Here is a 25,355-nt window from a genome sequence, read left to right as displayed (position 1 = left end):
AAATGCAGTTTGTCGGCAAGGTTTATAACAAAATTTCACGCTTAGTTTTGTGACAAAAATGGTGGTCCGTCAACTCCTTGCAAAAAATAAATCCGCCAACGCGGCGGATTTATTTACGATGTTTATTTTACGTCCACCTGATAAAAAATATGCTTCCCAAACGGGTCGATTTCATACCCGGTCACCGATTTACTCACCGGTTCAAAAATAGTTGAATGCGCAATCATCACGGCCGGCATTTGATCGTGCATCATCTGCTGCGCCTGTTTATACAAAGCTTCTCGTTGCGGCCGGTCGGTGATGGTTTTAGCTTCGGCGATAATTTTATCAAACGGCGCATAGCACCATTTGGCCGAATTAGAACCGCCGTTGGCCGACTGGCAGGTAAATAATGGGCCAAAGAAGTTATCCGGGTCCCCGGTCGCGGTAGTCCAGCCCATTAACGCCGCCTGATGCTCGCCGTCTTTCACCCGCTTAAGGTATTCGCCCCATTCATAGGTGGTGATTTTGGTCTGCACGCCGATTTTAGCCCAATCAGCCTGGATCATTTCCGCCATCCGTTTCGCATTCGGGTTATAGGGACGCTGAACCGGCATCGCCCACAGGTCGATGGTGATGGGACTCTTCACTCCGGATTCGCGCAGCAGCGCTTTGGCTTTTTCCTGGTCCCAGCTGTAGTCCTGCAGGTCGGCATCGGCACTCCAGACGCCAGGCGGCAGCAGGTTTTTCGCTACCGTACCGGTACCGTGGAACACCGCATCGATAATTGCCGGTTTGTTGATCGCCATCGCCAACGCCTGGCGCACCTTCACATTATCCAGCGGCGCTTTCTGCGTGTTGAAGGCGAGGAAACCGGTATTAAGCCCGGCTTTGCTCATCAGATTGATCTGCGGGTTCTTTTTCATCCGCGGTAAATCGGCGGGATTGGGGAATGGCATGACCTGACACTCATTTTTCTCGAGCTTAGCGTAACGCACCGAGGCATCAGGCGTGATACTGAATACTAAACGATCGATTTTCGCTTTTCCCTGCCAGTAATCAGGAAATGCGGTAAACAAGATCCGCGAATCTTTTTGGTATTGCGCCAGCTTGAAAGGCCCGGTGCCGATGGGATCCATATCAACACGCTGCGGGGTACCGGCTTTCAGCATTGCATCGGCATATTCCGCAGAGAGGATTGAAGCAAAATACCAACCGAGGTCAGCAACAAAAGGCGCCTCGGGGTGCGCGAGGGTAAAACGCACTGTATATTCATCCGGTTTATCAATTGCGGTAATTAACGAACCAAACTCCAGGCTTTCAAAATTGGAGTAGTTGCCATTAGAGACATTATGATAGGGGTTATTCGGATCTTTTTGCCGCATAAACGAAAAAATAACGTCATCAGCATTAAAATCACGGGTCGGTTTAAAATATTTATTACTTTGGAATTTAACGCCTTTGCGTAAGTGAAAAGTATAAACTTTACCATCTTCGCTCACCTCCCAGCTTTCCGCCAGGCTGGGCTGCAATTCCGTGGTGCCAACTTTAAAGTCCACCAGCCGGTTATATATCGGTACCGCGCTGGCATCGACGCTGGTCCCGGAAGTATAAAGCTGCGGATTAAAGTTTTCCGGCGAGCCTTCAGAGCAATAAACCAGTGTTTTCGCATTCACGGCAGAACTCACCGCTAATGCCGCTATCGTCAGAGCTATTGAAGTAGATGTGCGTTGCATGCGTTTCCCTTTTCATTTTTTGACTAATGAATAGCTTTTTGTTTTATTGCCCATAGATAACACTAAAGCCAGATTGCAAACACCCGAAATAATAAATTAAGAAGGAATCACTATGGCCTCGCCCTTAACCAGACAATTAACCCAGCGCTTCTTTCGCTATCTGGCTATCACCAGCCAAAGCGATCCACGAGCAACCACGTTACCCACAACGCCCGGACAACATCAGATGGCGCAGGCGTTAGCCGACGAGCTACGTCAGTTTGGCCTTGACGATATCGTGATCGACGAGCATGCGACCGTGACGGCGGTAAAAAAAGGCACCGTCCCCGGTGCGCCGCGGATCGGCTTTATCACGCATATTGATACCGTTGATGTCGGACTGTCGCCGGATATTCATCCACAAATCCTGCGATTTACTGGCGAAGATCTCTGCCTTAACCCGGAACAGCAAATCTGGCTGCGGGTTGACGAGCATCCGGAAATCCTGGCCTATCGTGATGAAGAGATTATTTTCAGCGACGGCACCAGCGTACTGGGCGCCGATAACAAAGCAGCGGTGACCGTTGTTATGACGCTGCTGGAAAACCTGACCGCCGAACATAAGCATGGTGATATCGTCGTGGCGTTCGTCCCGGACGAAGAAGTTGGCCTTCGCGGGGCAAAAGCGCTGGATTTATCGCGTTTTGCCGTCGATTTTGCCTGGACCATCGACTGCTGCGAACTCGGCGAGATCGTTTATGAAAACTTTAACGCCGCCTCTGCGGAGATACGGTTTACCGGCGTAACCGCACACCCGATGTCCGCCAAAGGCGTATTGGTCAATCCGCTGTTAATGGCTACCGACTTCATGAGCTATTTCGACCGCCAGCAGACGCCGGAGCACACCGCCGGGCGCGAAGGCTACGTATGGTTTAACGGTATTCATGGCGATCAGAACAGCACAAGGTTGCAGGCCAACATTCGCGATTTCGATCTGGACAGCTTTAACCGCCGTAAACAACAGATTGGCGAAGCGGCAGAGAAAATCGCCGCCCAGTACCCTACTGCCAGGGTTGAATTCACTATCAGCGATACTTACAGCAATATCAGTAACGCCATTGGCGAAGACCGCCGGGCTATTGACCTGATGTTCACCGCGATGGAAAGCCTCGGTATAACGCCAAAACCCACGCCAATGCGCGGCGGTACCGACGGCGCAGCGCTCTCGGCAAAGGGTCTGCTGACGCCGAACTTCTTCACCGGCGCGCACAATTTCCATTCGAAATTCGAATTTTTGCCGCTGCGCGCCTTTGAGGCCTCCTATCTTACCGCCCTGCAACTCTGCCTGCTGGCGGCGGATTAAGCCGGTTTACGCGCCAGCATCGTGGCGAAGCGTAGCTTGATGCGGTTTCCGCTGGCGTCGGTGCGGTGCAGTTCGCCGACGTCTTCGTTGTACTTGAGGAACTGCCAGCCAGCATAATAGTCACGCAGTTCTTCAGGTTTGAAGGCGAACGGGAAGCCCACGGTACAAGGGTAATCTTCGGTATCCATTGCGGCAACAATCAGGTTATAGCCGCCAGGCTTAGTGCAGCGCTGCATGTTGGCGATCAGACCAGGGATGGTTTTGGCTTCCAGGAACATCATCACCACGGTAGAAAGAATAAAATCATACTCGCCATCAAAGCTCAGCGTATTCAGATCTTTTATCGCAGTCTGCAAGTTCTCCAGCCCTTCGGCCTGACGAATGTTCTCCAGATTATCGATACTCATGGGATTTTTATCCCACGCGGTGACGTTGTAACCTTTAGCCGCCAGATACAGACTGTTTCGTCCATTGCCGCAACCAAGGTCGAGCGTCTGTCCCGGCTGCATCTGGGAGGAGGCAGACACCACTTCTGAGTGGGTGCGTGTCAGGCCATATTTTTCAGTAAAGTAGTTTTCGTCACGAGTCGTCATGATTAATCCTTGTTTGGCAATAAAGTGGCACGGTCTACGCGAATTAACAGTTTACCCCGCACCAGCAGAAGAAAGGTACGCAGCAGCAGCAGGCCGATAATCAGGTTACTAAAAATAAATAAGGGGATCGCCAGAGTATGGAAAAATCCGTGCGGCTGGCCGTGACCCAGATGCAGGCCGGTGGTCGCCAGTGCGGAAATCCCGAACGAGAAGCTCCAGAATGACGCATTAAACGGCTGCTGCAGATACCACGGCATCAGGCGCAGCATAAATAGCAACTGCAACAGCCCATAACCAAATAGCATTTTGGCAAACGTATCACCGTCGCCGCCATTGACGCTGAGCCACGCGCTACAGGCCACCAGCGCCGGCGCCAGCTGGATGCCCAGCGACGTCCGCAACGCCGCCGGTAGCTCGCCGTTGCTGCGCAGCCGCTGCAGGATAACCGGCTCCAGGCTGAGCCAGGAAAAGACGCCAGCGCCGAGAAACGCCAGTCCGGCATCATTAAATCCCAGCGCGCCGCAGGCCATGGCGCTGATAAAATTGTTGGCGACGGTCGGCAGATATAAACCGGGCGTCGTCGCCTCTCCCGGATGTTTACCCCGCCACAACCCGGCGCTCTGCCAGGCCGCATAGCAAAGCTGCAGCGTAACCCCCGCAGCAAATAACGCCAGCGACAACGGGCGATGCCAGCCAGCAAAAGCGATCGACACCAATAGCGTTGTCGCCGGGATCAGGCTGACAAAACTGCTGGCCACCGGATGACGCATCTCCTGCCGCACGCTCCACGGGAAACGAATAGCCCGCGCAATAAACGCTATCATTAATAGCGCCCAGATAGTTGTCGCCAGCACCACCAGCGCATCGCCAATAATACTGCTCACCGGCCAGATGGTACTGGCATAACGCCAGGCGAAGCCCATGCCGATTATCCCCAGCACCATACCAAAATAGCCAGCCGGTAGATTCAGCACCTGGCCGCCCGTTACGTGTTTATTCATTTTATTTAAAGTTTCAATTTAATTTTAAGTTGCATTTTAAAGGAACCTTATAAAACGCGCTACGGAGATTTTTGCTATGTTTATGTTAACCAACAGTAAAGAGAAATGCTGATGAAGAAATATCGTCTGAGCGACCACGTCCGCCTGTATCACTTTGAAGAAGACGGAATTAAACATAGCGTAACTCTGCGGCAAATCGTGGCGCTGACTGATTTCTCGGACGTTAAGGCCGGTAGCGAAGGCGGCTGGCTTGATGATGAAGCCGCGTTAAGCCAGGGCGGCGACTGCTGGATATATGATGCCAATAGCGTCGTCTTCGCTGGCGCGCGCGTTGACGACAACGCCCGTCTGACCGGCACCTGCGTGATAAGCCACGGGGCGACAATTAACGACAACGCCTGGCTTGATAATGTTGAGGTAAGTCACGGCGCCAGGATAAGTGACAACGTCACTATAAAACAATCGCAAATCCGTGGCGTCTGCCGAATCGCCGACCAGGCGCGTATTCTCCCCCACTGTCTGGTGATTGCCGCTCAGGGACTCACTTCTGATACCGACAAAGTGCTGCAAATATATCAGCGCGCCACGGTCAGCGCCTCTCGGATTGTTCACCAGGCGCAAATCTACGGCGATGCCGTGGTTGAGCATGCTTTTGTTGAACACCGTGCCGAAGTGTTCGATCACGCACGTATCGAAGGTAATGAAAATAACGATGTATGGATCTGTGACAACGCCCGGGTCTACGATCGCGCGCGGCTGGTCGCCGGGCGCGGCGAGGATCAGATCCCGACCCTGCGCTACAGTTCACAAGTGGGCGAAAACGCCGTGGTCGAGGGCAACTGCCTGTTAAAACATCGTGTCATGGTCGGCGGGCACGCCCATCTTATCGGCGGCCCCATTCTGCTGGATGACGAGATACTTATCGAAGGACATGCGACGATTCGAGGCGATGTGATTATCGAACAACAGGTAGAAATCTGCGGTAACGCCTGTATCGAAGCGCTGGAGGGTGACAGAATTCATCTTCGCGGGCGCAAAATCGTGAGCGGCGACGAGCATATCACCCGTACGCCGCTGCTGGGTTCGCTATAGCAGCTTATTGCGGGTCAATAATCCGCGCGTAGATATTCTGATCGTCATATGCGCCATTTAAAAACTCGGCCTGCTTCAGACAACCTTCCAGTTGGAAACCATTACGCAGCGCCACCTGATTACTGCGCTGGTTGGCGACCCGGCATTTAATAACGAAACGGCGAACGGCGCCCGTTTGCGCATAATGATGGATAAACGCCTGTAACGCCTGCGACAACAGTCCCTGCCCCTGATGGCTTTGATCGATCCAGTAACCGATATAGGCCGTCTTGTTCAACGGTTCAATCTGGTTAAATGACAGGACGCCGATCATCTGCCCCTGTAAAAACAGCAGGAACATTTTTGCATAACCGCGCTGGTGCAGCATCACGTTTCCCTGCACGTGGCGCCGGGTTTCATCTTCACTCAACACCTCCGCAGGCCAGCTTAAAGCATGCTGCAGCCAGTCACGGTTTTTGAGCACCAATTGATGGAGTTCGCTGACGTAACGTTCGTCAACCGCACGCAGCTCCAGCTGTTCGTTGACCGGGATAGTTTCGATGATGGGGCTGTTTTCGGCAGTCATGACGATATCTCACTGATAAACAACAACGCCCGCAGAAGCGCGCCGCGGGCGGATTTCAACGACCTGGGTTATTTCATAATCCGGTCATCAACGTAGTTACGCCGATCCGCCGCAGGCGGGAAGTACTGATATAGCCAGGTTTCGCTGATAGCGTCGCCACGGCAGCGCAGGAACATGCGCATTTCCACCGGATCGGTGGAATCTGAAGTCGGATACCAGTCAAAAAGAATACGATAGCCGTCAAAAGGCTCGACGTAGAGGATCTCTACCTGCTTAGCCTCGCCGCTGGAGAGTGTAATCACCGGCTCAATGCCTTTCGGCGCCGCGGCTTTCAGGTCGCCGCCAACAAAATCGATAGCAAAGCGGCGCGCCCATTTGTCCGGGTAGTGTTCACCCGGCGCCCATCCTTCCGGGAAGCCGCCCATTCCGGTGCGTGTCGCCAGCACTCGCGCCAGCGGAGAGCGTACCGGCGGCTGCGCGCTCCAGTACAAGCGGTAGCTAAAGTCCAGTTGATCACCCGCTTTTACCGGTTTTTCCGGCTGCCAGAAGCAGACGATATTGTCCAACGTTTCGCCGGTAGTCGGGATTTCCATCAGGCTAACGGCCCCTTTTCCCCACTGATTACGTGGCTCCACCCACAGGCTCGGGCGCTTGTTATACCAGCCCATCACATCCTGATAATGACTGAAATCGCGATCCAGCTGCAGCAGGCCAAACCCCTTCGGGTTTTTATCCTGGAACGCGTTGAACTGCAGCTTTTGCGGATTATTCAGCGGACGGCAAATCCACTCGCCGTTGCCGCGCCACATCGACAGGCGGTCAGAATCGTGGATTTGCGGATGGATGGTATCGCACATCCGGCGTTCGTTGTTACCGCAGCTGAACATGCTGGTCATTGGCGCAATGCCCAACTGCTTAATGTCCTTGCGCGCATAGAGATGATTTTCGACATCCATGATCACCTGCGTTTGCTGGCAATTCACGGTGAACTTATAGGCGCCGGTGACGCTCGGGCTATCGAGTAGCGCGTAGACGGTGAACACCGTCGCGCCAGGTTTGACGGTTTCAAACCAGAATGACGTGAAATCCGGGAACTCTTCCGGGGTATCGGTAAAGGTGTCAACGGCCAGACCGCGCGCCGACAGGCCGTACTGGTAAGTGCTGTCGACCGCGCGGAAGTAGCTGGCGCCCAGAAAGGCGACAATATCGCGGCGCGCCAGTTCCGGCGCCTTAAACACACGGAAACCGGCGAAACCGAGATCGGTCTGCCCTTCCAGCTGTTTGGTATCAACGCCGGCGTCGTTGTACTGGAACAGCTCCGGACGGAAGTGTATCTCCCGCGCCTGCTGAGACTGCGCGTCCAGCGAGAACATGCGCACCCGGCGGCGGAAGCCCATACCAACATGGAAAAACTGGATATCCAGCTTGCGCTCTTCAACGTTATTCCACAGCGAATGCGCCGCATCATACTGGATGCTGTTATAGGCCTGAGGGGTCAGATTCGCCAGCGTCGGCGGCAGGTCACGCGGCGCGCCGCCCCACGGCTGGCGGGCTAAGTCATGAGCCATCGCCTGCAGGACGGAAAAGTCAAAGCGGCGCGTCTGGCCATCGGCGATAGCAGAATCCGCGGCGAAAGCCGCTTTAGTGAATAACGAGGCGACTCCTGACGTTCCGCATACGGCGGCAACAGCCATGGATGATTTAAGAAAACGTCTGCGGTTCATGCCTGGAAAAGCGTCCTTTTTGAGAGTTCGACGGATACGCAACGTTGCAAACATCTGCGTCGTGAATTCCGCTCACTCTAGACAAAAATGATTGATAATCCAATTGTTGGCAGGCGAAAAGCATGAAAAAAAAGATGTCCACCGGAACAGACTGAATAACCACCCAGCGATCGCTATCGCTGAGCTGTTTTGGCGAACAGGCGCGACCCGAGACCTCAGCGTTTTTACCCCCGCTTTGTTTATTTTCAGCACGAACAGGATAAATTTTCATCACGCCAGGTGTAATCTCTACTCTCCAGGGAAAAATGTCAGGAGTATCTAATGAAAGTAAAAGCCGCCGTGACGTTGGGTTATCAACAACCATTTAGCATTAAAGATATTCAGGTTAGCGCACCTAAAAAAGACGAAGTGATGGTAAAAATTGTCGCTACAGGCGTTTGTCATACCGACGCGGTAATCCGCGATAACGCCGGGATCCTGCCGATGCCCGCCATCCTGGGCCACGAAGGCGCAGGTATCGTGGTTAACGTCGGTGATGCCGTTCGTGGGGTCGAAATTGGCGATCATGTGGTACTGAGCTACGCCGCCTGCCATCACTGTGAAAACTGCCTCACCAACCATCCTTCCGCGTGCGAAAGTTTCAATGACTTAAACTTTGGTGGACGCTTAGACGATGGCACCACCCCTTATCGTCTGGATGATCAAGAATTATCCGTCTTCTTCGGCCAATCTTCGTTTAGTCAGTATGTGGTCACCAAAGCGACGAATGCTATTGTTGTCGACCGTGATGTCGAACTTTCGCTTCTTGGTCCGCTGGGTTGCGGAATTCAAACCGGGAGCGGCACGGTGTTAAATCGACTAAAACCGGTGGCCGGGGAATCGTTAGTGGTATTCGGCTGCGGCGCGGTTGGTTTAAGCGCCATTATGGCTGCAAAGCTCACCGGCTGTAGCCAAATCATCGCCGTCGATATTCATGCGAACCGCCTTGAGCTGGCACGTGAACTCGGCGCAACCCACGTGATCAATGGCAAACAGGAAGATAGCGTTGCGGTTATTCGCCAACTGACCGGTAAAGGGGCGCACTACGCCATCGAAACGACCGGCGTCGCCGCCATCGTTCTGCAGGCGATCCACGCGATTAAGCCGTTAGGCACGGTGGCGGTCGTCGGCTTTACCGGCGATATCACCTTTAATGTGCAAAACGATCTGATGGCGGAAGGTAAATCATTGATAGGGGTAATTGAAGGCGACGCCGTACCGCAGCTGTTTATCCCACAGCTGGTACAGTTTTATAAACAAGGGAAATTCCCCATTGATAAGCTTATCGAGTTCTATCCGCTCGAAGAGATTAATCAGGCTTTCGCAGATTCAGCTTCCGGTAAAGTCATCAAACCGGTGGTGCTGATGTAATGCGGGCGGCTCTTTGCGCAGCAAAGAGCCGCAAATAAAGATTATTTCACACTGACATCGATACCGGGGAAGTACTTTGCCGCCAGACGGGTGATAGTGCCGTCAGCGCGCACTTTATCAATTGCCGCGTCGAGCTGTTTTTTGGTCGCCTCATCGCCCTTGCGCAAGCCGTAGCCAATACCGCTGCCCAGAATCGTATCATCAGCCACCGGCTTACCGATAAAGCCGAATCCCTTACCCTGCGGCTTACTGAGGAATCCGGCCTGACCGGCGGCAGACATCACCAGCGAGGCGTCGATACGGCCGTTAAGCAGATCGGCCCACGCCATGTTCTGGTCTTTGTAGGAAACTACCGTGACGCCGTGTTTTTCCCAGTGTTCTTTGGCAAAGGTCTCCTGAATCGAGCCCTGTAGCACGCCGATGGTTTTGCCCTTCAGCCCTTCCGGCGTCGCCTGCATACCGCTGTCGGCCTTGCCCACCAGCTGTGAAGGAATACGGTAGATCGGCTGGGTGAAATCAATACTCTTGCGACGTTGCTCGGTAATGTTCATCGCCGAGTTAATCGCATCAAATTTCTTCGCCACCAGTCCCGGAATGAGCGCATCAAAGGAGGTTTCGACCCAGCTGCATTTCAACTGCGCGGCCTGACAAATCGCGTTGCCGAGATCAATATCAAAACCCTGCAGCTCACCTGCCGGGTTGCGGCTTTCGAACGGCGGATATTCCGCTTCCACGCCGTAGCGCAACTCGCTGGCGGCAAAGCTTGATACGGTACACAGCATTCCCAAAGCTAGAGTTAGGGCTTTTATTTTCATCGTCTGGCTCCTTAACGCGGCTTAACGCGGCACAGCGCCTGCGCGCCAGCCCGCAATGTGGCTTCATCTTTGGCAAAAGAGAGCCGAATCAGTTTGTTATCAGTACCATCGGTATAAAATGCCGATAGCGGAATCGTGGCGACGCCGTATTCGGTAATCAGCCGCTTAACCATCTCGCTGTCATGCTCATCGCTGAAATGGCGATAGTCCGCCAGCATGAAGAAAGAGCCGGCGCTCGGCAATAAGCGGAACGGCGAGTCTTGCAGCAGTTGCTGGAGCAAATCACGCTTTTGCTGATAAAAAGCGGCCAGCGACAGCCATGAAGCCGGGTTCTGCATATGCTCTGCAAAAGCGTACTGCATCGGCGTATCGGCAGAAAACATGAGGAACTGATGTACCTTGCAGATCTCATCCATTAGCGCTGCTGGTGCAACGCAGTAGCCAACGCGCCAGCCGGTCACATGGTAGGTCTTGCCGAAGGAAGAGATAATCACGCTGCGTTCCGCCAACTGCGGATGGGTCGCCATGCCGTGATGCTTTTCGCCGTCGAAGACTACGTGCTCGTAGACTTCGTCGGACAAAACCACGATATCGGTATGGCGGGTTAGCATCGCCAGTTGATTAAGGTCATCGGCGGATAATACCTGGCCGCTTGGGTTATGTGGCGTATTAATGATGATCATCCGCGTCCGCGGGGTAATCGCGGCGCGTACCTCGTCCCAGTTAATAGCGAAATCCGGCACGGTGAGCTTAATCGCCACCGGGGTCGCGCCTTGCAGACGCACGATCGGCGCATAGCTATCAAACGATGGCTCAAAGTAAATCACCTCGTCGCCAGCATGTACCAGCCCGCCAATGGCGGAATAGATCCCCTGGCTGGCGCTGGCGGTGACCAACACTTCACTATCGACATCATATTGCGTGCCGTACAACGTGGCGATTTTATCAGCAATACGCTCCTTTAAGGCCCGCAGGCCGGTCATCGGCGCGTATTGGTTATGTCCGGCGGTCATCGCCTGCGTCACGCCGGCCACCAGCTGTGGGTCGCAGGCAAAGTTAGGCGCGCCCTGAGAAAGATTAATCGCGTTATGCTGCGCGGAGAGCTGACCGATAACGGTAAAAATCGTGGTGCCGACATCCGGCAATTTCGAGCGGGTGGTGACCGAAGCACTAAGAGCCATGATTAATCCTTTCTCGTTTTATTTGCATATCCATTCAAACTAAAGCGCCTTCAGGCGACAAGCGAATTGTTATCATAAGAGCTATGCATTTCGATCATGGCTCCCAGGGCTCCTGCTGAAATATGACAGGGCTAACACTCAGGACATAAACCACAATTTTTGTATGCCTTATGCTATTCAATTCTTTATAATCCCCAGCGGTTCTAAGGCTACTCACCGTCTTAGAGAAATTTAGAATATATCTCTTTCCGGCATTTCAGGTGCTGAATGGGGCAAGAGGCAAATCTTATGTTTATTACGCCAGCGTATATCGCGTTATTTTTAATCGCATCATGGGGACTTTTTAAACTCGAGCAAAAAAGCCACTCGTTATCAAAAAGCGTTTTTATCGCCATCTTTCTCGGCGCCCTTCTCGGATTATCACTCCATTTCATTGCCAACGAACCGCGAAAAACGGTCATTGATTGGTACAGTATCGTCGGCAACGGCTATGTTAATTTGCTGAAACTTGTCGCGGTTCCGCTGATTTTCATTTCAATTCTGTCAGCGATTAATAAACTCGAAAATAGTGCCGGTATTGGCCGAATGTCCTTAACCATTGTTGCCTGCATGCTATGCCTGGTGATGGTGGCAGGCTGGGTCGGACTGTTTACCGCTGATTTACTCGGCCTTAACGCCAGCGCTTTTAGCCATATGCAATCGACGCTGACCGCCGAAGACGTCAGCAAAACCGCAGCCGTTTCGTTACCCCAATTGGTCACTTCGCTGATCCCGACAAATATTTTTCTCGACCTGACCGGCGCGCGCAGCGTATCGGTTATCGGCATCGTCATTTTCACCCTGCTGGCCGGAGTCGCATTATTGAAGGTGAAAAAAGAGGCGCCGGAGGAAGGTCAAAAATTAAGTAGTGGGATTAACGCGATTCAAATTTGGGTGATGAAGATGGTGCGTATCGTGATAGCGCTGACGCCATACGGCGTCCTCGCATTAATGGCAAAAGTCTTTTCGACCTATCAGCTAGCGCAATTCACCAGCCTGCTTGGCTTTATCGCCGCCTGTTATCTGGCGGTCGCCATGATGTTTATCGTGCATGCGATTCTGCTGACTATTAGCGGTCAAAATCCTCTGCGCTACTTTAAAACGGTGTGGCCGGTGCTTACCTTCGCTTTTGTTTCCCGCAGCAGCGCGGCTTCGATTCCATTAGCCATTACCGCACAGGAAAAATTCGGCGTGCCGAATACCATCGCCAATATCGCCGCCTCTTTTGGTTCCAGTATGGGGCAAAACGGCTGCGCCGGGATCTATCCGGCTATCATGGTGGCCATGATTGCGCCAACGCTGGGTATCGACCCACTGTCCTTCTCGTTTTTAGCCAGCTTACTTCCTGCTATCGCGCTGGGCTCAATTGGCGTCGCAGGCGTCGGCGGCGGTGGGACATTTGCGGCGTTGATTGTCCTGTCTACGCTCAACTTCCCGGTGGCGCTGGTCGGCATTTTTATCGCCATCGAGCCAATTGTCGATATGGCGCGTACCGCGCTGAATGTGAATGGGTCGATGATGTCGGGCGTACTGGCATCGCGGCTATTGAAACATCAAAGTGCCAAGTCGCACCATGTCGCCTCGATAAGTGAATAATCCCGTCTGATTGAAACGGCGGCCAGGCCTGAAAACTGGCCGCCAGCTGTTTATTTCTTGCTCAGCAGGTTAAAACTGGTCATCAGGTTACGGTAATCCGGAATATGGTTGGAGAACAGGGTTCCCAATCCTTCAATATCGTTGCGCCAGTCGCGGTGCAGCTCACAGGCCACGCCAAACCACGACATTAACTGCACGCCCGCTTGCGACATACGATCCCACGCCGCATCACGAGTGATCGGGTTAAAGGTACCGGACGCGTCGGTCACCACAAAGACGTCGAATCCCTCTTCAATCGCCGACAGCGCCGGGAAGGCCACGCACACTTCAGTGACGACACCGGCAATAATCAGCTGTTTCTTACCGGTGGCTTTTACCGCGTTAACGAAATCTTCGTTATCCCAGGCGTTAATATTGCCGGGACGAGCGATATAAGGGGCGTCGGGGAACTGTTCTTTTAGTTCCGGCACCAGCGGGCCGTTAGGGCCATTCTCAAAACTGGTGGTCAGAATAGTCGGTAGTTTAAAGTATTTAGCCAGATCGCTGAGGGCAAGGACGTTGTTCTTGAATTTATCCGGCTCGATATCACGAACCAGTGAGAGCAGGCCGGTCTGATGGTCAACCAGTAATACTGCCGCATCATTTTTATCCAGACGAACGTAAGGTTTAGACATGGTGGCTCCTTTTATACACATCAACTAATCGGTGAGAAACGTTGTATCAACGAGATTAATAATAGTGTAAGCAGCGGATGACGATTAGATGGCAAAAACGGAACGCATCGTCCCAATTTCGCAACGAGGCGTGGCATACTGCCCATGATCAAAATGCATAGCTGGAGCCAACATGTCGCGTAGCGCCCTGCCTTTTCATACCGTAGAAACGTTTCTGATAACCGCGAGGCATCTCAACCTAACCCATGCCGCACAGGAGCTATGCCTGACGCAGGGGGCGGTCAGCCGGCAGATCGCCGCGCTGGAGAGCTGGTTCGGCTTCCCGCTATTTGAACGCCACGCCCGGGGCCTGCGACTGTCACCACAGGGCAGCGCGCTTTATCCGGAGCTACAGTCGGCATTCGGCCGCCTGATAACGGTGGCCGAGCAGGCGCGCCAGCAGCAAACTGTCGTGCGCCTGAAAGCGCCTACCTGCGCGATCCGCTGGCTGGTGCCGAAACTACTGGAGATAGAACGACGTTATCCGGAACTGCAGGTGGCGTTGACCACCACCACCGAGCATAACGTCAACTTTAAGACTGAACCCTACGATGCGGCGATTATCTTTGGCACCCATCAGAGCGCCGGCGATCTGCTGTTTGAAGAAGCCCTCACGCCGGTGACCAGTCCCGATACGCCATGCGATCCCCAGCTATCAGGCGTCACATTTCTCCATCCGACGCGCGATAAAACCGACTGGCTGCTGTGGCTTGCGCACTTCCCGCATGAAACTGCGCTAAAAATGCATAAAAACCAATATTTCGACACCATGGATCTGGCGATCACCGCCGCGATGCAGGGGCTCGGCGTGGCCATGGCGGACGAAACACTGGTTGCCGGGGATCTGCGAACCGGGCGACTATGTCGCCCCTTCTCGCTTAGCGTCAAAACCGGCGCCAGCTACCGGCTGGTTGTTCGCCGCTCGCAAAGCAAGGCCGACGGGCTGGCGCGCTTTCGCGCCGCGCTGGTTAATCCAGCGTCACATGATGCTTCATCACCCGACGAAACAGCGCCAGCCGCGCGCGCATAAAGCGGTTCTCGACTTTAAAGCCCGCGCGCTTGTTGAGGCCGATACGCAATAAACGGTCCCGTCCGCGCTGGCAGGCAGGCCAGCGTACCGGGCCGGTTAACTCACTGCACTGATTGCCCGCCTGGCGGGCAAAATTAGCCCAGTAGTCGGCGACCTGCGCGGCGAAGGCTTGATCCGCCTCACTGGCATACTGACATACCGGCTCGGCGCGGGTCAGGTTGTCAAAAACGTAAACCACTTCGTTGCCATGCCAGGCGCCATGGAGATAAGTTTCATGTTCCGCTTCGGCCACATAATCAAACCAGTAGCGCCAGCATGGTTGCCCGAGACGCTGCTGCGCCTGCATGACAACATACCCCAAAGTCGTGAACGCCATATCGCGACACACTTCCCGCCCTAACGCCTCATCGCCTTTAACGCCGGGATACAGTAGTTTAATCAGCCCAAGGCCAAAACGGCGTTCGCGACGCAGTTTTTGAATCTGACCGGCAATATCGACGCCAAATACCGCCATCACGCTGGCCTCATCGCTATTGGAGCCAATCATCACCGGCATCGCATGCTGACGTCCCTTAAAGAACGTATCGAGCATGGGCTCCGGCAGCACCGCATCGCCGACAATCGGCGCCGGGCCGATATTCAGCGGCGCAGTCAGCGCCCAAAAGGCATCAGCGGGGATTGCCCGCAGCTGTTCCGCACTGGCATCGGCAAGAGAAAAATGTTCCGCCAGCAGCTTTCCCTTGGCCAGCGCCTTTTCCCGCGGTAAATCCGGTAAGGTATAACCGCTTTGCACGATCGCTTTATGGAACAATCCCTTCGCTTTCGGCGACGCCATTAACGACAGGACGCTGCGCGCCCCCGCGGATTCGCCGAACAAGGTGACATTGGCGGCATCGCCGCCGAAGGCGTGGATATTATCCTGCACCCAGCGCAGCGCGGCTATCTGATCGAGCAGTGCAAAATTATACAACCGTTCGCCCTCTTCGCCTTCCAACGCTGGATGGGCGAAAAAGCCGAGGTGTCCAAGACGATAGTTCACGGTGACCACCACCACCTCGCGGCTGGCCAACGCGCTACCGTCGTAGGGCGGCAGACTGCCGGCGCCGATGGTGTAGCCGCCGCCGTGCAGCCAGACCATCACCGGGAGCGGCTGCGAACGGGCGGCGGGCGCCCACACGTTGAGATAGAGACAGTCTTCGGAAAAACGGCCAGGATCGCCGCCGCCCAGTTCACGACAATATTCGATATCCTGCCAGCTGGCGGCGGAAAAGGTATCGGCCTGACGCACGCCCTGCCAGCGCTCTGGAGGCTGCGGGGAACGCCAACGCAGCTCGCCCACCGGCGGCTGCGCGTAAGGAATACCGCGCCAGATATGGATCCCCTGTTCACGGGTGCCGGATAACGTGCCCTGCCGCGTTTTTACCAGCGGCGTAGATGAATTCTGCATAACAACGTCCTTTTGCAAGTTATGCCATGCAGAGTACCGATTTTAGAGCAGACCGCAACGGCGTTTACTCCGCTCCTCCGCCTGTTGGTATAACTCGAACTCATCGAGGACCTCGCAGCCTAACGCCGCTTCAAAAGCTTCACGGCTGGCGTTACCGTGACTGCGGGCCTGCGTTTCGTTGCCCAGATTCGATTGGAAGATCCCCGCCGCGCTCACCGGTAAAAAATCTTCATAAACAATCGGCTGCGCGACTACCCAACCACGCTCGATCAGCGGTTGCGGATCGTCGCCGGGGCCAAAAGCATGGCGATGCGCTTCCCCCGCAGGCGTCAGGCGATAGCGAAACCACGCCAGCCCCTGCTGACGCAGCAGAAATTCGCTGTCAGGAAATTCGCTAAAGACCTCCTGCAAATGGCGCTGATGGTTAAGGTTGTCTTTACCGACCCCGGCCTCATTCAGTAAGCGGTCATAGAGCGCTCGTCCTTTCGGCGTCAACGCGACGCCGCGTTGCTCAATTTCGCCAAAGCGCGCGCTGTGTGTGCCTTTATGTTCACCAGCAAACATCACCGGTTCTTCCAGCGCTTTAAAACTGGTTTGCCGCAGTAAAATCGGCACCTCGCGGCGCGGCGGCCCCTCAATGAGCGCTTTCGGTTCGATACCACATTGCGGCATTAGCGCCTGAACTCGATCGATATCAAGAGTGCGCGGCGTCAGATGGTTAATGTGGCAACCGGGGAAACAGACCACATCGGCAATCAACCGGTGCTCATTATGCAGCGCGTGATAGGTTTGCTCGTCAACGGTGGCATGACGGTGCCAACGGAAAGTTTCCAACGCTTCGGTGACGAATTCACGCGCTTCTGCAGCCGTGAATTCTCCTCGATCTTCGTGTAACGCAATGAGTTCACGGCAGCGAGGCGTAAATATATCGCGACGGGCGAGAATATCCGCCGCTCGCTGGCGCAGCGCCTCGTTGCCGATCAGTTCAAGGCGCAGCAATGAGGTGAAAACGCGAAACGGGTTACGCGCCAGCGCCGCGTCATCGACCGGGCGAAATGCGGTGGAGTGAACCGGTACCCCAGCCTGCGACAGATCGTAATAGCTAACGGGATACATCCCCATAATGGCAAACATGCGACGCAGGGTCGCCAGTTCTTCCGCCGTTCCCACGCGGATCGCGCCGTGGCGCTCAACGTTCAGCCGTGCCAGCTCGTCGGCATTAGCCAATTGTTCATGTAATTTCGGGTTATGTTCCAGGACCGCCAGATTCACATCCGCCACCAACTCCAGGAGGGTTCCATATTGCGGAACTTCCTGCTGGTACATTGCCGACATAGCCTGTGAAAAGTTCTCCCGAATCTCATCAGCCGTGATGGTGTTCGCCATGATGTCTTACCTCCAGTGAATACTTCCTGGAGTGTAGGAAAGCGCGTTAAGAGTGGCGGGAAGAATTTACAAACTGTGATGCGGATAACCTGCTACCGCGTTTCGCCTGCACAAATCATAACCAAGGGTTATGAAAGATTAGATTTAATTTCACTTTAAATTAACAAAGCATTTACAGAGACTGTTTCTGGCGACATTACAACAACATGCCTCTCTTCCGATTGATGGAGTACCCTATGAATAATAAATGGTCACCGCGCGAGGTTGTACATCGCGATTACAATAGCCATCCGCCGGCGCTGGCGCCGGGATATAAAACTAGTGTGCTGCGCTCGCCGCGTAATGCCCTCATCTCCCTGCAAAATTCACTTTCTGAAATTACCGGTCCGGTGTTCAGCAGCGACGACCTTGGCCCGCTGGATAACGATCTCATCCTCAACTACGCCAAAGACGGCCTGCCGATTGGCGAGCGAATTATTGTTCACGGTTACGTGCGCGACGGCTTTGGCCGACCAATGAAAAATACGCTGGTGGAAGTGTGGCAGGCCAATGCCGGCGGCCGCTACCGTCATAAGAAAGACCAGTATCTGGCACCGATTGACCCCAACTTCGGCGGCTGTGGACGGGTGCTGACCGATGAAAACGGTTATTACTGTTTTCGCACAATCAAACCCGGCCCCTATCCGTGGCGTAATCAGGTTAGCGACTGGCGCCCGGCGCATATTCACTTTTCGCTCTCCGGCGATGCCTGGGCGCAGCGGCTGATTACCCAAATGTACTTTGAAGGCGATCCGCTTATTAAACAGTGTCCGATTGTCAGAACCATCAATAACGATGATGCCGTGCGTACCCTGATTGCCGAGCTGGACACCCACGCCGCCGTGCCGCTCGACAGCCTGGCCTATCGTTTTGATCTTGTGCTGCGCGGCCATCGCGCCACGCTGTTCGAAAATCGTACTCAGGGGGCCGCCCAATGAAAGACTATTTAGCTGAAACCGCCTCGCAGACTGCCGGGCCTTATGTGCATATTGGTCTGGCGCCGGACGCTGCAGGGTTTCATATTTTCGAAAAAAACTTCGGCCCCAACTTAGTGAGCGCGGAAACCAAAGGCCAACGTATTACGATTGAAGGCCGGGTTTTCGATGGTTCCGGAACGCCGGTACGCGACGTGCTGCTGGAACTCTGGCAGGCTAACGCCGACGGGCGTTATAACCATCCCGACGACCGTCAGCAGAGTAAGACTCTGGACCCAAACTTCCGCGGCTGGGGGCGCACGTGTTCAGACTTTGCATCCGGCGTCTGGCGCTTTCAAACCATCAAACCCGGCGCGGTCGTCGGCCGTGACGGACGCATGATGGCGCCGCACCTCAATCTGTGGGTGGTAGCGCGGGGTATCAACATCGGCCTGAATACGCGGATGTATTTTGCTGATGAGCAGGCGGCAAATGAACAGGATCCGGTATTGAATCTGATTGAATGGGAAGTTCGCCGCCAGACGCTTATCGCGCAACGTGAAGTGCGTGGAGATGAAGTCGTCTACCGCTTTGATATTTATTTACAGGGCGATAAAGAGACCGTGTTCTTCGATATTTAATTTCCCACCAAAACATCCCTTTTTTCCAGCCCCGCCGAGTGCGGGGCTTTTTATCGCGCCTGACAGAAATGACTTGTAAGACAATAAGATCAAATGTTAATAATATTTTGCTAACTAGTTATCAAAATTAAACAACTTCGCTTGCTACCGAGACAGCTCTGTTTTTAACATCGATTATGGAAAAAAATGGTCTCTTCAGTCAGCGCATTCGCTTGCGCCATTTACATACTTTCGTCGCCGTCGCACAGCAGGGAACCCTGGGGCGGGCGGCAGAAACCCTGAATCTTAGCCAACCTGCGCTATCAAAAACGCTCAACGAGCTGGAGCAGTTGACCGGTACCCGTCTCTTTGAGCGCGGGCGGCTTGGCGCGCAGTTGACGCTGGTAGGCGAACAGTTTCTTACCCACGCGGTTAAGGTACTGGATGCCCTCAATACCGCAGGCCAGGCTCTCAATCGTAAAGAAGGCATGAATAGCGATGTGGTGCGGATTGGCGCCCTGCCAACCGCGGCGCTCGGTATTTTACCTACGGTGATTGGTCAATTTCATAAACAGCAAAAAGACATCACCTTACAGGTCGCCACCATGAATAACACCATGCTGCTGGCGGGGCTAAAATCCGGCGATGTCGATATTGGTATCGGGCGCATGTCTGATCCAGAACTGATGAGCGGCCTCAACTATGAACTGCTGTTTCTTGAATCGCTAAAGCTGGTCGTCCGCCCCGGCCACCCGCTGCTGCAGGAGACGGTAACGCTCAGCCGGGTGATGGAATGGCCGGTGGTGGTCTCACCGAAAGGGACAATCCCGCGGCAGAATGCGGAAACGCTACTGCAAAGCCAGGGTTGTAAAATTCCCCCCGGCTGTATTGAAACGCTGTCGGCCTCGCTTTCACGCCAGCTCACCGTCGATTACGACTATGTCTGGTTCGTCCCTTCCGGCGCGGTGAAAGACGACCTGCGTCGCGGTTTGTTAACCTCATTACCTATCGCCACCGAAGGCGCCGGCGAGCCGATCGGTATTCTTACCCGGGTGGACGCCAGCCTGTCGCAGGGGGCGCAAACTCTACTGAGCGCGATACGCAAATCCATGCCTGGCTGACTCTCAGTGGCCGTTACCCCGAATCAGCACATTGAGGTAACGGCACCGCTACGTTCATTCTTCTGCCACTTAATATATACATCGCGCTAATCAATTAGTGCGAAATCATTCATTAACATTTGCGCTCATTTCATTAACAGATTTATCATAGCCATGATTTCACCATTTGGTTCATGTGAAATGAATTCATCTTTTGAAATCACATTTATGAAGCTTTGAACAGCTTCACTCAAAAGCAATTTCTATTTGCACTTGATTCATTTGGTACACGCCTGGCAAGGGGTGGTATAAGGAGACAACATGGCTACGGGCAACGTGCCGCGCGGATTCCCCCGGATCCTGCAGTGGCTACTCGCCGGACTGATGTTAATCATCGGTCTGGCAATCGGCATTTTAGGCGCCAAACTGGCAAGCGTCGGCGGCACCTGGTATTTCGCCATTATGGGACTGGTGATGGTTATCGCCTCCCTGCTTATTTTCCGCAATCGTCGCGGCGGCATCGTTCTTTATGCCGTCGCCTTCGCGGCGTCCATTGTTTGGGCGATCAGCGACGCCGGCTGGACCTACTGGCCGCTGTTCTCACGCCTGTTTGCGCTTGGCGTTCTGGCTTTTCTGTGCGCCATTGTTTGGCCTTTCCTTTCCAGCGCACCGGCAAAAAAAGGCGCGGCCTTCACCCTCGCGGGCGTGCTGGCCGTGGTACTGCTGGTCAGTTTTGGTTGGATGTTTAAATCCCAGCCGCTGGTCAGCGCCAGCGAAGCGGTTCCGGTAAAACCGGTACAGCCAGGTGAAGAACAAAAAAACTGGGAGCACTGGGGTAATACCACTCACGGCGACCGTTTCGCCGCGTTGGATCAGATCAATAAAAACAATATCAACCAGCTACAGGTTGCCTGGATTGCCCATACCGGCGATATTCCGCAGAGTAACGGTTCCGGTGCGGAAGACCAGAATACGCCGCTACAGATTGGCGATACGCTGTATGTATGTACGCCATATAGCAAAGTCCTGGCGCTGGATGTCGATAGCGGCAAAGAAAAATGGCGCTATGACTCAAAAGCGACGGCGCCGAACTGGCAACGTTGCCGCGGTTTAGGCTACTACGAAGATAGCCAGGCACAGGCTAATGCCGTGGCCGGGACTCAGCCTGCCGCCTGTGCCCGCCGCCTGTTCCTGCCGACTACCGATGCGCGCCTGATCGCAATCGATGCCGATACCGGTAAAGCCTGTGAAGCATTTGGTGAACACGGTACCGTCGATCTCAGCGTCGGCATGGGGGAAATCAAACCTGGTTATTATCAGCAGACCTCTACCCCGCTGGTGGCCGGTAACCTTGTTGTCGTTGGTGGTCGCATCGCGGATAACTACTCCACCGGTGAACCGCCGGGTGTAGTTCGCGCTTTTGACGTGCATACCGGTAAACTGGCCTGGGCCTGGGATCCGGGTAACCCGCAGCTGACCGGCGTACCGCCGGAAGGACAAACCTACACGCGCGGGACGCCGAACGTTTGGTCCGCGATGTCCTACGATGCCAAACTGAATCTCATTTATCTGCCAACCGGTAACGCCACGCCAGATTTCTTCGGCGGCGAACGTACGGCGCTGGATGATAAATACAGCTCATCAATCGTTGCGGTCGATGCCGCCACCGGTAAAGTGCGCTGGCATTTCCAGACCACCCATCACGATCTGTGGGATTTCGACCTGCCTTCGCAACCACTGCTGTACGATCTGCCGGACGGTAAAGGCGGTACGACGCCGGTACTGGTGCAAACCAGCAAGCAGGGCATGATCTTCATGCTTAACCGCGCGACGGGTGAACCGGTGGCGAAAGTGGAAGAACGCCCTGTCCCGGCCGGCAACGTCAAAGGTGAACGCTACTCGCCGACGCAGCCCTACTCCGTCGGCATGCCGATGATCGGCAACGAAACGTTGAAAGAATCGGATATGTGGGGCGCCACCCCGGTTGACCTGCTGCTGTGCCGTATTCAGTTCAAAGAGATGCGCCATCAGGGGGTCTTTACACCGCCGGGTGAAGACCGCTCCTTGCAGTATCCGGGCTCGCTTGGCGGAATGAACTGGGGCAGCGTGTCGGTCGATCCGAATAACGGCCTGATGTTCGTCAATGACATGCGCCTTGGACTGGCTAACTACATGGTACCGCGAGCGAAAGTGGCTAAAGATGCCAGCGGTATCGAAATGGGTATCGTGCCGATGGAAGGTACGCCGTATGGCGCGATGCGCGAACGTTTCCTGTCGCCGCTGGGTATCCCCTGCCAGAAGCCGCCGTTCGGCACCATGTCGGCGGTTGATCTGAAAAGCGGTAAGCTGGTCTGGCAGGTTCCGGTAGGTACGGTAGAAGATACCGGTCCGCTGGGTATCCGCATGCATATGCCGATCCCTATCGGCATGCCAACGCTGGGAGCTTCGCTGTCTACCCAGTCTGGCCTGCTGTTCTTCGCCGGCACCCAGGATTTCTATCTGCGCGCCTTTGATACCGCCAACGGCAAAGAGATTTGGAAATCTCGCCTGCCGGTGGGCAGCCAATCCGGCCCGATGACCTACGTTTCACCGAAAACCGGTAAGCAGTACATCATTATCAACGCCGGCGGCGCGCGCCAGTCTCCGGACCGCGGCGATTACATCATCGCCTACGCGTTACCCGATAAAAAATAAAACCAGGGCCCCGTTCAGGGGCCTTTTTTTCTTCACCGCTTTCAGATTCCATTTAGGTGCCGATCCGCACGCCTTTGTTACACTAGCGTCTTATATTTCCGGCTCGATAATCAGGGAAGAAGCCATAATGTCTTTAATGAAAGGCGCTGCCGCGTTGATTTTTCTCCTGTTGCTGCAAGGTTGTACGCATCACCAGCCTCAGCAACTTTATCGCCATGATTTTGTAATTAAACATCCTTTGACTGGCAAACCTATTCCGTATCTGCCCTACCAAATCACCACGCCAGACGGCAAAATATTCAAGGGCAGAACCGATAAAAACGGTTTAACCGTAGAGGCGATTTCCACTATGCCGGGGGAATTCAAGCTCAATGTGATCCCTGCGTCAGCACTATAAGTGCCTTCGGCAGGCTCTAATTTTAGAATGTTCTATTGCGTTATGTTATTATTGCGAATGGTTATCAATAACAACATAACAAGGATAAAAGATGAAAGGAGCCCTCCATCACCTGCCGATCGGCGCACTCTTATTAGCCGCAACCACCTCAGCCCAGGCGCTGAAAGCGCCAGAAGTGGATTTACGCGATCCAAAGCTGTGGGAAGAGAAAAAGGTCAATCCGCTAAACGATACCTCCGCCCCCTGCGAAGTGGCAAGCGGCCCGGATTGCCCAGTCTGGGAAGATCAAAAGTCCGATATTCAGCGTGAAAGAGAACGGCGAGAGCAACGTCGTTGGCAAACCGGCTATGAGCACTGGCGCAAGTATTAACGCGGCCAGAAGTCAACCCGGGCGATAAATGGCCCGGGTTTCGCTATCAGCAATACTTAGTTATCACCGAAGTGAATAACCGTACGAATCGATTTACCTTCATGCATCAGATCGAAGGCTTCGTTGATCTGATCGAGCGGTAACCGGTGGGTGATAAACGGATCGAGGCGAATCTTACCCGCCATCGCGTCTTCAACCATCCCCGGCAGCTGGCTACGCCCTTTCACGCCGCCGAAGGCGGAACCACGCCATACCCGGCCGGTGACCAACTGGAACGGACGGGTTTTAATTTCCTGGCCGGCGCCAGCAACGCCGATGATAACGCTCTCACCCCAACCTTTATGGCAGCACTCCAGCGCCGCGCGCATGACGTTGACGTTACCAATACATTCGAAACTGAAATCAACGCCGCCATCGGTTAGCTCGACAATCACGTCCTGAATCGGTTTATCGTAGTCGTTCGGGTTGATGAAGTCGGTAGCACCCATCTCCCTGGCGAGGGTAAATTTATCCGGATTAGTGTCGACCGCCAGAATACGTCCAGCCTTCGCCTGCACCGCCCCCTGAATCACCGCCAGGCCAATACCGCCCAGCCCGAACACCGCGACGCTGTCGCCCTCTTTCACCTTCGCCGTGTTATGTACTGCGCCGATACCGGTGGTGACGCCGCAGCCCAACAGACATACTTTTTCCAGCGGCGCCTGCGGGTTTACTTTTGCCAGCGAAATCTCGGCGCAGACGGTGTATTCGCTGAAGGTGCTGGTGCCCATATAGTGATAAATCGGCTCGCCGTTATAGGAGAATCGCGTAGTGCCATCCGGCATCAGACCTTTCCCTTGGGTGGCGCGGACCGCCTGGCAGAGGTTAGTTTTGCCAGACTTGCAGAATTTACATTCGCCGCACTCGGCGGTATACAGCGGAATAACGTGATCGCCAGGTTTCAGGCTGGTCACGCCCTCGCCGACTTCAACGACGATACCGCCGCCTTCATGGCCCAAAACCGCCGGGAACACGCCTTCCGGGTCGTCGCCAGAGAGAGTAAAAGCATCGGTGTGGCAAACACCGGTGTGGGTGATTTTGACCAGGACTTCGCCTTTCTTTGGCGGCGCGACGTCAATCTCCACGATTTTTAACGGCTGGCCGGGGCCAAAGGCAACTGCTGCACGTGATTTCATACTGTCCATTCCTCGTCGTGATTTTACTTTAAATAGGATCGTAGCAGGTGACCGACTTCCGCCATGCGGGCGGCGCGTTGGTCCGGGGTGGTATCGCCGCTAACCAGTTCATCCTGCAGATGCATCTCCACCAACTCGCCCATCAAACCGTTGGCGGCGCCGCGAATGGAGGCAATCTGTTGCAGGATAGTCATGCAGGGTTCGCCGGACTCCAGCGCACGTTCCAGCGCTTCAACCTGCCCGCGAATACGGCGTACGCGGCTAAGCGCACGCTTCTTGTCTTCTGGTGAATGTGGCACGAGAGGCCCTCCATATCATATAGGGGGGTATACTATATTTATTTAACTAAAGTGGCAAATTGAAACGCCGTTAACAACCATAGCATAGCGGCGCAAGT

The 25,355-nt window shown here is 54.4% G+C and carries 24 protein-coding genes; 11 read left to right on the top strand and 13 right to left on the bottom strand.

The features are described 5' to 3' along the window. Positions 1-122 precede the first annotated feature (122 nt). Positions 123-1,715: an ABC transporter substrate-binding protein gene (locus tag ABLU86_RS05700; protein ID WP_172598229.1), complete on the bottom strand. Its 1,593-nt coding sequence runs from the start codon at positions 1,713-1,715 to the stop codon at positions 123-125. Positions 1,716-1,827: 112 nt separating this feature from the next. Here ABLU86_RS05700 and pepT point away from each other — a divergent pair, with 112 nt between their 5' ends. Beyond that, complete coding sequence (gene pepT, locus ABLU86_RS05695; RefSeq protein ID WP_032711741.1) at positions 1,828-3,057, top strand: peptidase T; 1,230 nt, start codon at positions 1,828-1,830, stop codon at positions 3,055-3,057. On the opposite strand, the gene tehB is transcribed toward pepT, so the two are convergent. Beyond that, positions 3,054-3,650 carry a tellurite resistance methyltransferase TehB gene (tehB, locus tag ABLU86_RS05690; RefSeq protein WP_047049245.1) on the bottom strand — a complete coding sequence of 199 codons (597 nt, stop codon included), beginning with the start codon at positions 3,648-3,650 and terminating at the stop codon, positions 3,054-3,056. The two genes, pepT and tehB, sit on opposite strands and share 4 nt — an antisense overlap. A gap of 2 nt (positions 3,651-3,652) precedes the next feature. Continuing rightward, entirely contained in the window at positions 3,653-4,651 is a 999-nt protein-coding gene (gene tehA / locus ABLU86_RS05685; protein ID WP_126337852.1) for a dicarboxylate transporter/tellurite-resistance protein TehA, read from the bottom strand. A 111-nt stretch (positions 4,652-4,762) separates the two neighbouring features. On the opposite strand from tehA, the gene ydcK reads away from it, so the two are divergent. Beyond that, positions 4,763-5,743: a YdcK family protein gene (gene ydcK, locus ABLU86_RS05680; RefSeq protein WP_348795980.1), complete on the top strand. Its 981-nt coding sequence runs from the start codon at positions 4,763-4,765 to the stop codon at positions 5,741-5,743. 4 nt (positions 5,744-5,747) lie between these two features. Here ydcK and rimL read toward each other — a convergent pair whose 3' ends face one another. The 3 genes from rimL to ABLU86_RS05665 all read right to left on the bottom strand — a co-directional run bounded on the left by rimL (position 5,748) and on the right by ABLU86_RS05665 (position 8,303). Beyond that, on the bottom strand, positions 5,748-6,308 hold the full coding sequence (gene rimL, locus ABLU86_RS05675) for a 50S ribosomal protein L7/L12-serine acetyltransferase (protein ID WP_015366387.1): 561 nt from the start codon (positions 6,306-6,308) through the stop codon (positions 5,748-5,750). 68 nt (positions 6,309-6,376) lie between these two features. Next, entirely contained in the window at positions 6,377-8,032 is a 1,656-nt protein-coding gene (locus ABLU86_RS05670; RefSeq protein ID WP_015705576.1) for a glucan biosynthesis protein, read from the bottom strand. Beyond that, positions 8,010-8,303, bottom strand: a complete 294-nt coding sequence (locus ABLU86_RS05665; protein WP_123907193.1) for a hypothetical protein — start codon at positions 8,301-8,303, stop codon at positions 8,010-8,012. Before ABLU86_RS05665 ends, ABLU86_RS05670 begins: the two co-directional genes overlap by 23 nt. Positions 8,304-8,353: 50 nt before the next feature. Here ABLU86_RS05665 and ABLU86_RS05660 point away from each other — a divergent pair, with 50 nt between their 5' ends. After that, on the top strand, positions 8,354-9,442 hold the full coding sequence (locus ABLU86_RS05660; protein WP_015366385.1) for an NAD(P)-dependent alcohol dehydrogenase: 1,089 nt from the start codon (positions 8,354-8,356) through the stop codon (positions 9,440-9,442). A gap of 41 nt (positions 9,443-9,483) precedes the next feature. Here ABLU86_RS05660 and ABLU86_RS05655 read toward each other — a convergent pair whose 3' ends face one another. Together ABLU86_RS05655 and ABLU86_RS05650 are read right to left on the bottom strand one after the other, a co-directional pair. After that, positions 9,484-10,257 carry an ABC transporter substrate-binding protein gene (locus ABLU86_RS05655; protein WP_015366384.1) on the bottom strand — a complete coding sequence of 258 codons (774 nt, stop codon included), beginning with the start codon at positions 10,255-10,257 and terminating at the stop codon, positions 9,484-9,486. A gap of 11 nt (positions 10,258-10,268) precedes the next feature. Then, complete coding sequence (locus tag ABLU86_RS05650; RefSeq protein ID WP_047054822.1) at positions 10,269-11,438, bottom strand: pyridoxal phosphate-dependent aminotransferase; 1,170 nt, start codon at positions 11,436-11,438, stop codon at positions 10,269-10,271. Positions 11,439-11,726: 288 nt separating this feature from the next. On the opposite strand from ABLU86_RS05650, the gene ABLU86_RS05645 reads away from it, so the two are divergent. Beyond that, complete coding sequence (locus ABLU86_RS05645; RefSeq protein ID WP_015366382.1) at positions 11,727-13,073, top strand: L-cystine transporter; 1,347 nt, start codon at positions 11,727-11,729, stop codon at positions 13,071-13,073. 50 nt (positions 13,074-13,123) lie between these two features. Here ABLU86_RS05645 and ycaC read toward each other — a convergent pair whose 3' ends face one another. Further along, positions 13,124-13,747: an isochorismate family cysteine hydrolase YcaC gene (gene ycaC / locus ABLU86_RS05640; RefSeq protein ID WP_015366381.1), complete on the bottom strand. Its 624-nt coding sequence runs from the start codon at positions 13,745-13,747 to the stop codon at positions 13,124-13,126. A 172-nt stretch (positions 13,748-13,919) separates the two neighbouring features. Between ycaC and ABLU86_RS05635 the strand changes: the two genes are divergently transcribed. After that, positions 13,920-14,816 carry a LysR family transcriptional regulator gene (locus ABLU86_RS05635; RefSeq protein ID WP_020078659.1) on the top strand — a complete coding sequence of 299 codons (897 nt, stop codon included), beginning with the start codon at positions 13,920-13,922 and terminating at the stop codon, positions 14,814-14,816. Here ABLU86_RS05635 and ABLU86_RS05630 read toward each other — a convergent pair. Both ABLU86_RS05630 and ABLU86_RS05625 read right to left on the bottom strand, forming a co-directional pair. Further along, complete coding sequence (locus ABLU86_RS05630; protein ID WP_045366217.1) at positions 14,755-16,263, bottom strand: carboxylesterase/lipase family protein; 1,509 nt, start codon at positions 16,261-16,263, stop codon at positions 14,755-14,757. The genes ABLU86_RS05635 and ABLU86_RS05630 overlap by 62 nt on opposite strands. A gap of 42 nt (positions 16,264-16,305) precedes the next feature. Beyond that, a complete protein-coding gene (locus ABLU86_RS05625; RefSeq protein ID WP_015705582.1) occupies positions 16,306-17,649 on the bottom strand; it encodes a VOC family protein in 1,344 nt (447 codons plus the stop codon). Positions 17,650-17,885: 236 nt separating this feature from the next. Here ABLU86_RS05625 and pcaH point away from each other — a divergent pair, with 236 nt between their 5' ends. The 6 genes from pcaH (at position 17,886) to ABLU86_RS05595 (ending at position 23,783) form a co-directional block, all read left to right on the top strand. Beyond that, complete coding sequence (gene pcaH, locus ABLU86_RS05620) at positions 17,886-18,626, top strand: protocatechuate 3,4-dioxygenase subunit beta (protein ID WP_020078656.1); 741 nt, start codon at positions 17,886-17,888, stop codon at positions 18,624-18,626. Beyond that, positions 18,623-19,243, top strand: coding sequence for a protocatechuate 3,4-dioxygenase subunit alpha (pcaG, locus tag ABLU86_RS05615; RefSeq protein WP_015366377.1), 621 nt, complete (start codon positions 18,623-18,625; stop codon positions 19,241-19,243). The genes pcaH and pcaG overlap by 4 nt, the downstream gene beginning before the upstream one ends. A gap of 176 nt (positions 19,244-19,419) precedes the next feature. Further along, complete coding sequence (locus ABLU86_RS05610) at positions 19,420-20,343, top strand: LysR substrate-binding domain-containing protein (protein WP_015366376.1); 924 nt, start codon at positions 19,420-19,422, stop codon at positions 20,341-20,343. A 300-nt stretch (positions 20,344-20,643) separates the two neighbouring features. After that, positions 20,644-23,016, top strand: a complete 2,373-nt coding sequence (locus tag ABLU86_RS05605) for a glucose/quinate/shikimate family membrane-bound PQQ-dependent dehydrogenase (protein ID WP_045414142.1) — start codon at positions 20,644-20,646, stop codon at positions 23,014-23,016. 127 nt (positions 23,017-23,143) lie between these two features. Continuing rightward, positions 23,144-23,413: a hypothetical protein gene (locus ABLU86_RS05600; protein WP_020078653.1), complete on the top strand. Its 270-nt coding sequence runs from the start codon at positions 23,144-23,146 to the stop codon at positions 23,411-23,413. Positions 23,414-23,504: 91 nt separating this feature from the next. Next, entirely contained in the window at positions 23,505-23,783 is a 279-nt protein-coding gene (locus ABLU86_RS05595) for a hypothetical protein (protein ID WP_348795979.1), read from the top strand. A 56-nt stretch (positions 23,784-23,839) separates the two neighbouring features. Here ABLU86_RS05595 and ABLU86_RS05590 read toward each other — a convergent pair whose 3' ends face one another. Further along, positions 23,840-24,958: an S-(hydroxymethyl)glutathione dehydrogenase/class III alcohol dehydrogenase gene (locus tag ABLU86_RS05590; RefSeq protein ID WP_015366371.1), complete on the bottom strand. Its 1,119-nt coding sequence runs from the start codon at positions 24,956-24,958 to the stop codon at positions 23,840-23,842. A 23-nt stretch (positions 24,959-24,981) separates the two neighbouring features. Continuing rightward, positions 24,982-25,257, bottom strand: a complete 276-nt coding sequence (locus ABLU86_RS05585; RefSeq protein ID WP_015705585.1) for a metal/formaldehyde-sensitive transcriptional repressor — start codon at positions 25,255-25,257, stop codon at positions 24,982-24,984. Positions 25,258-25,355 lie beyond the last annotated feature (98 nt).

It is taken from the genome of Klebsiella sp. JN_Kp121, from assembly GCF_040062145.1.
Classification (GTDB): domain Bacteria; phylum Pseudomonadota; class Gammaproteobacteria; order Enterobacterales; family Enterobacteriaceae; genus Klebsiella; species Klebsiella aerogenes.
The sequence above is the reverse complement of the archived record's forward strand: the minus strand, read 5'-3'. Positions and strand labels throughout refer to the sequence as shown.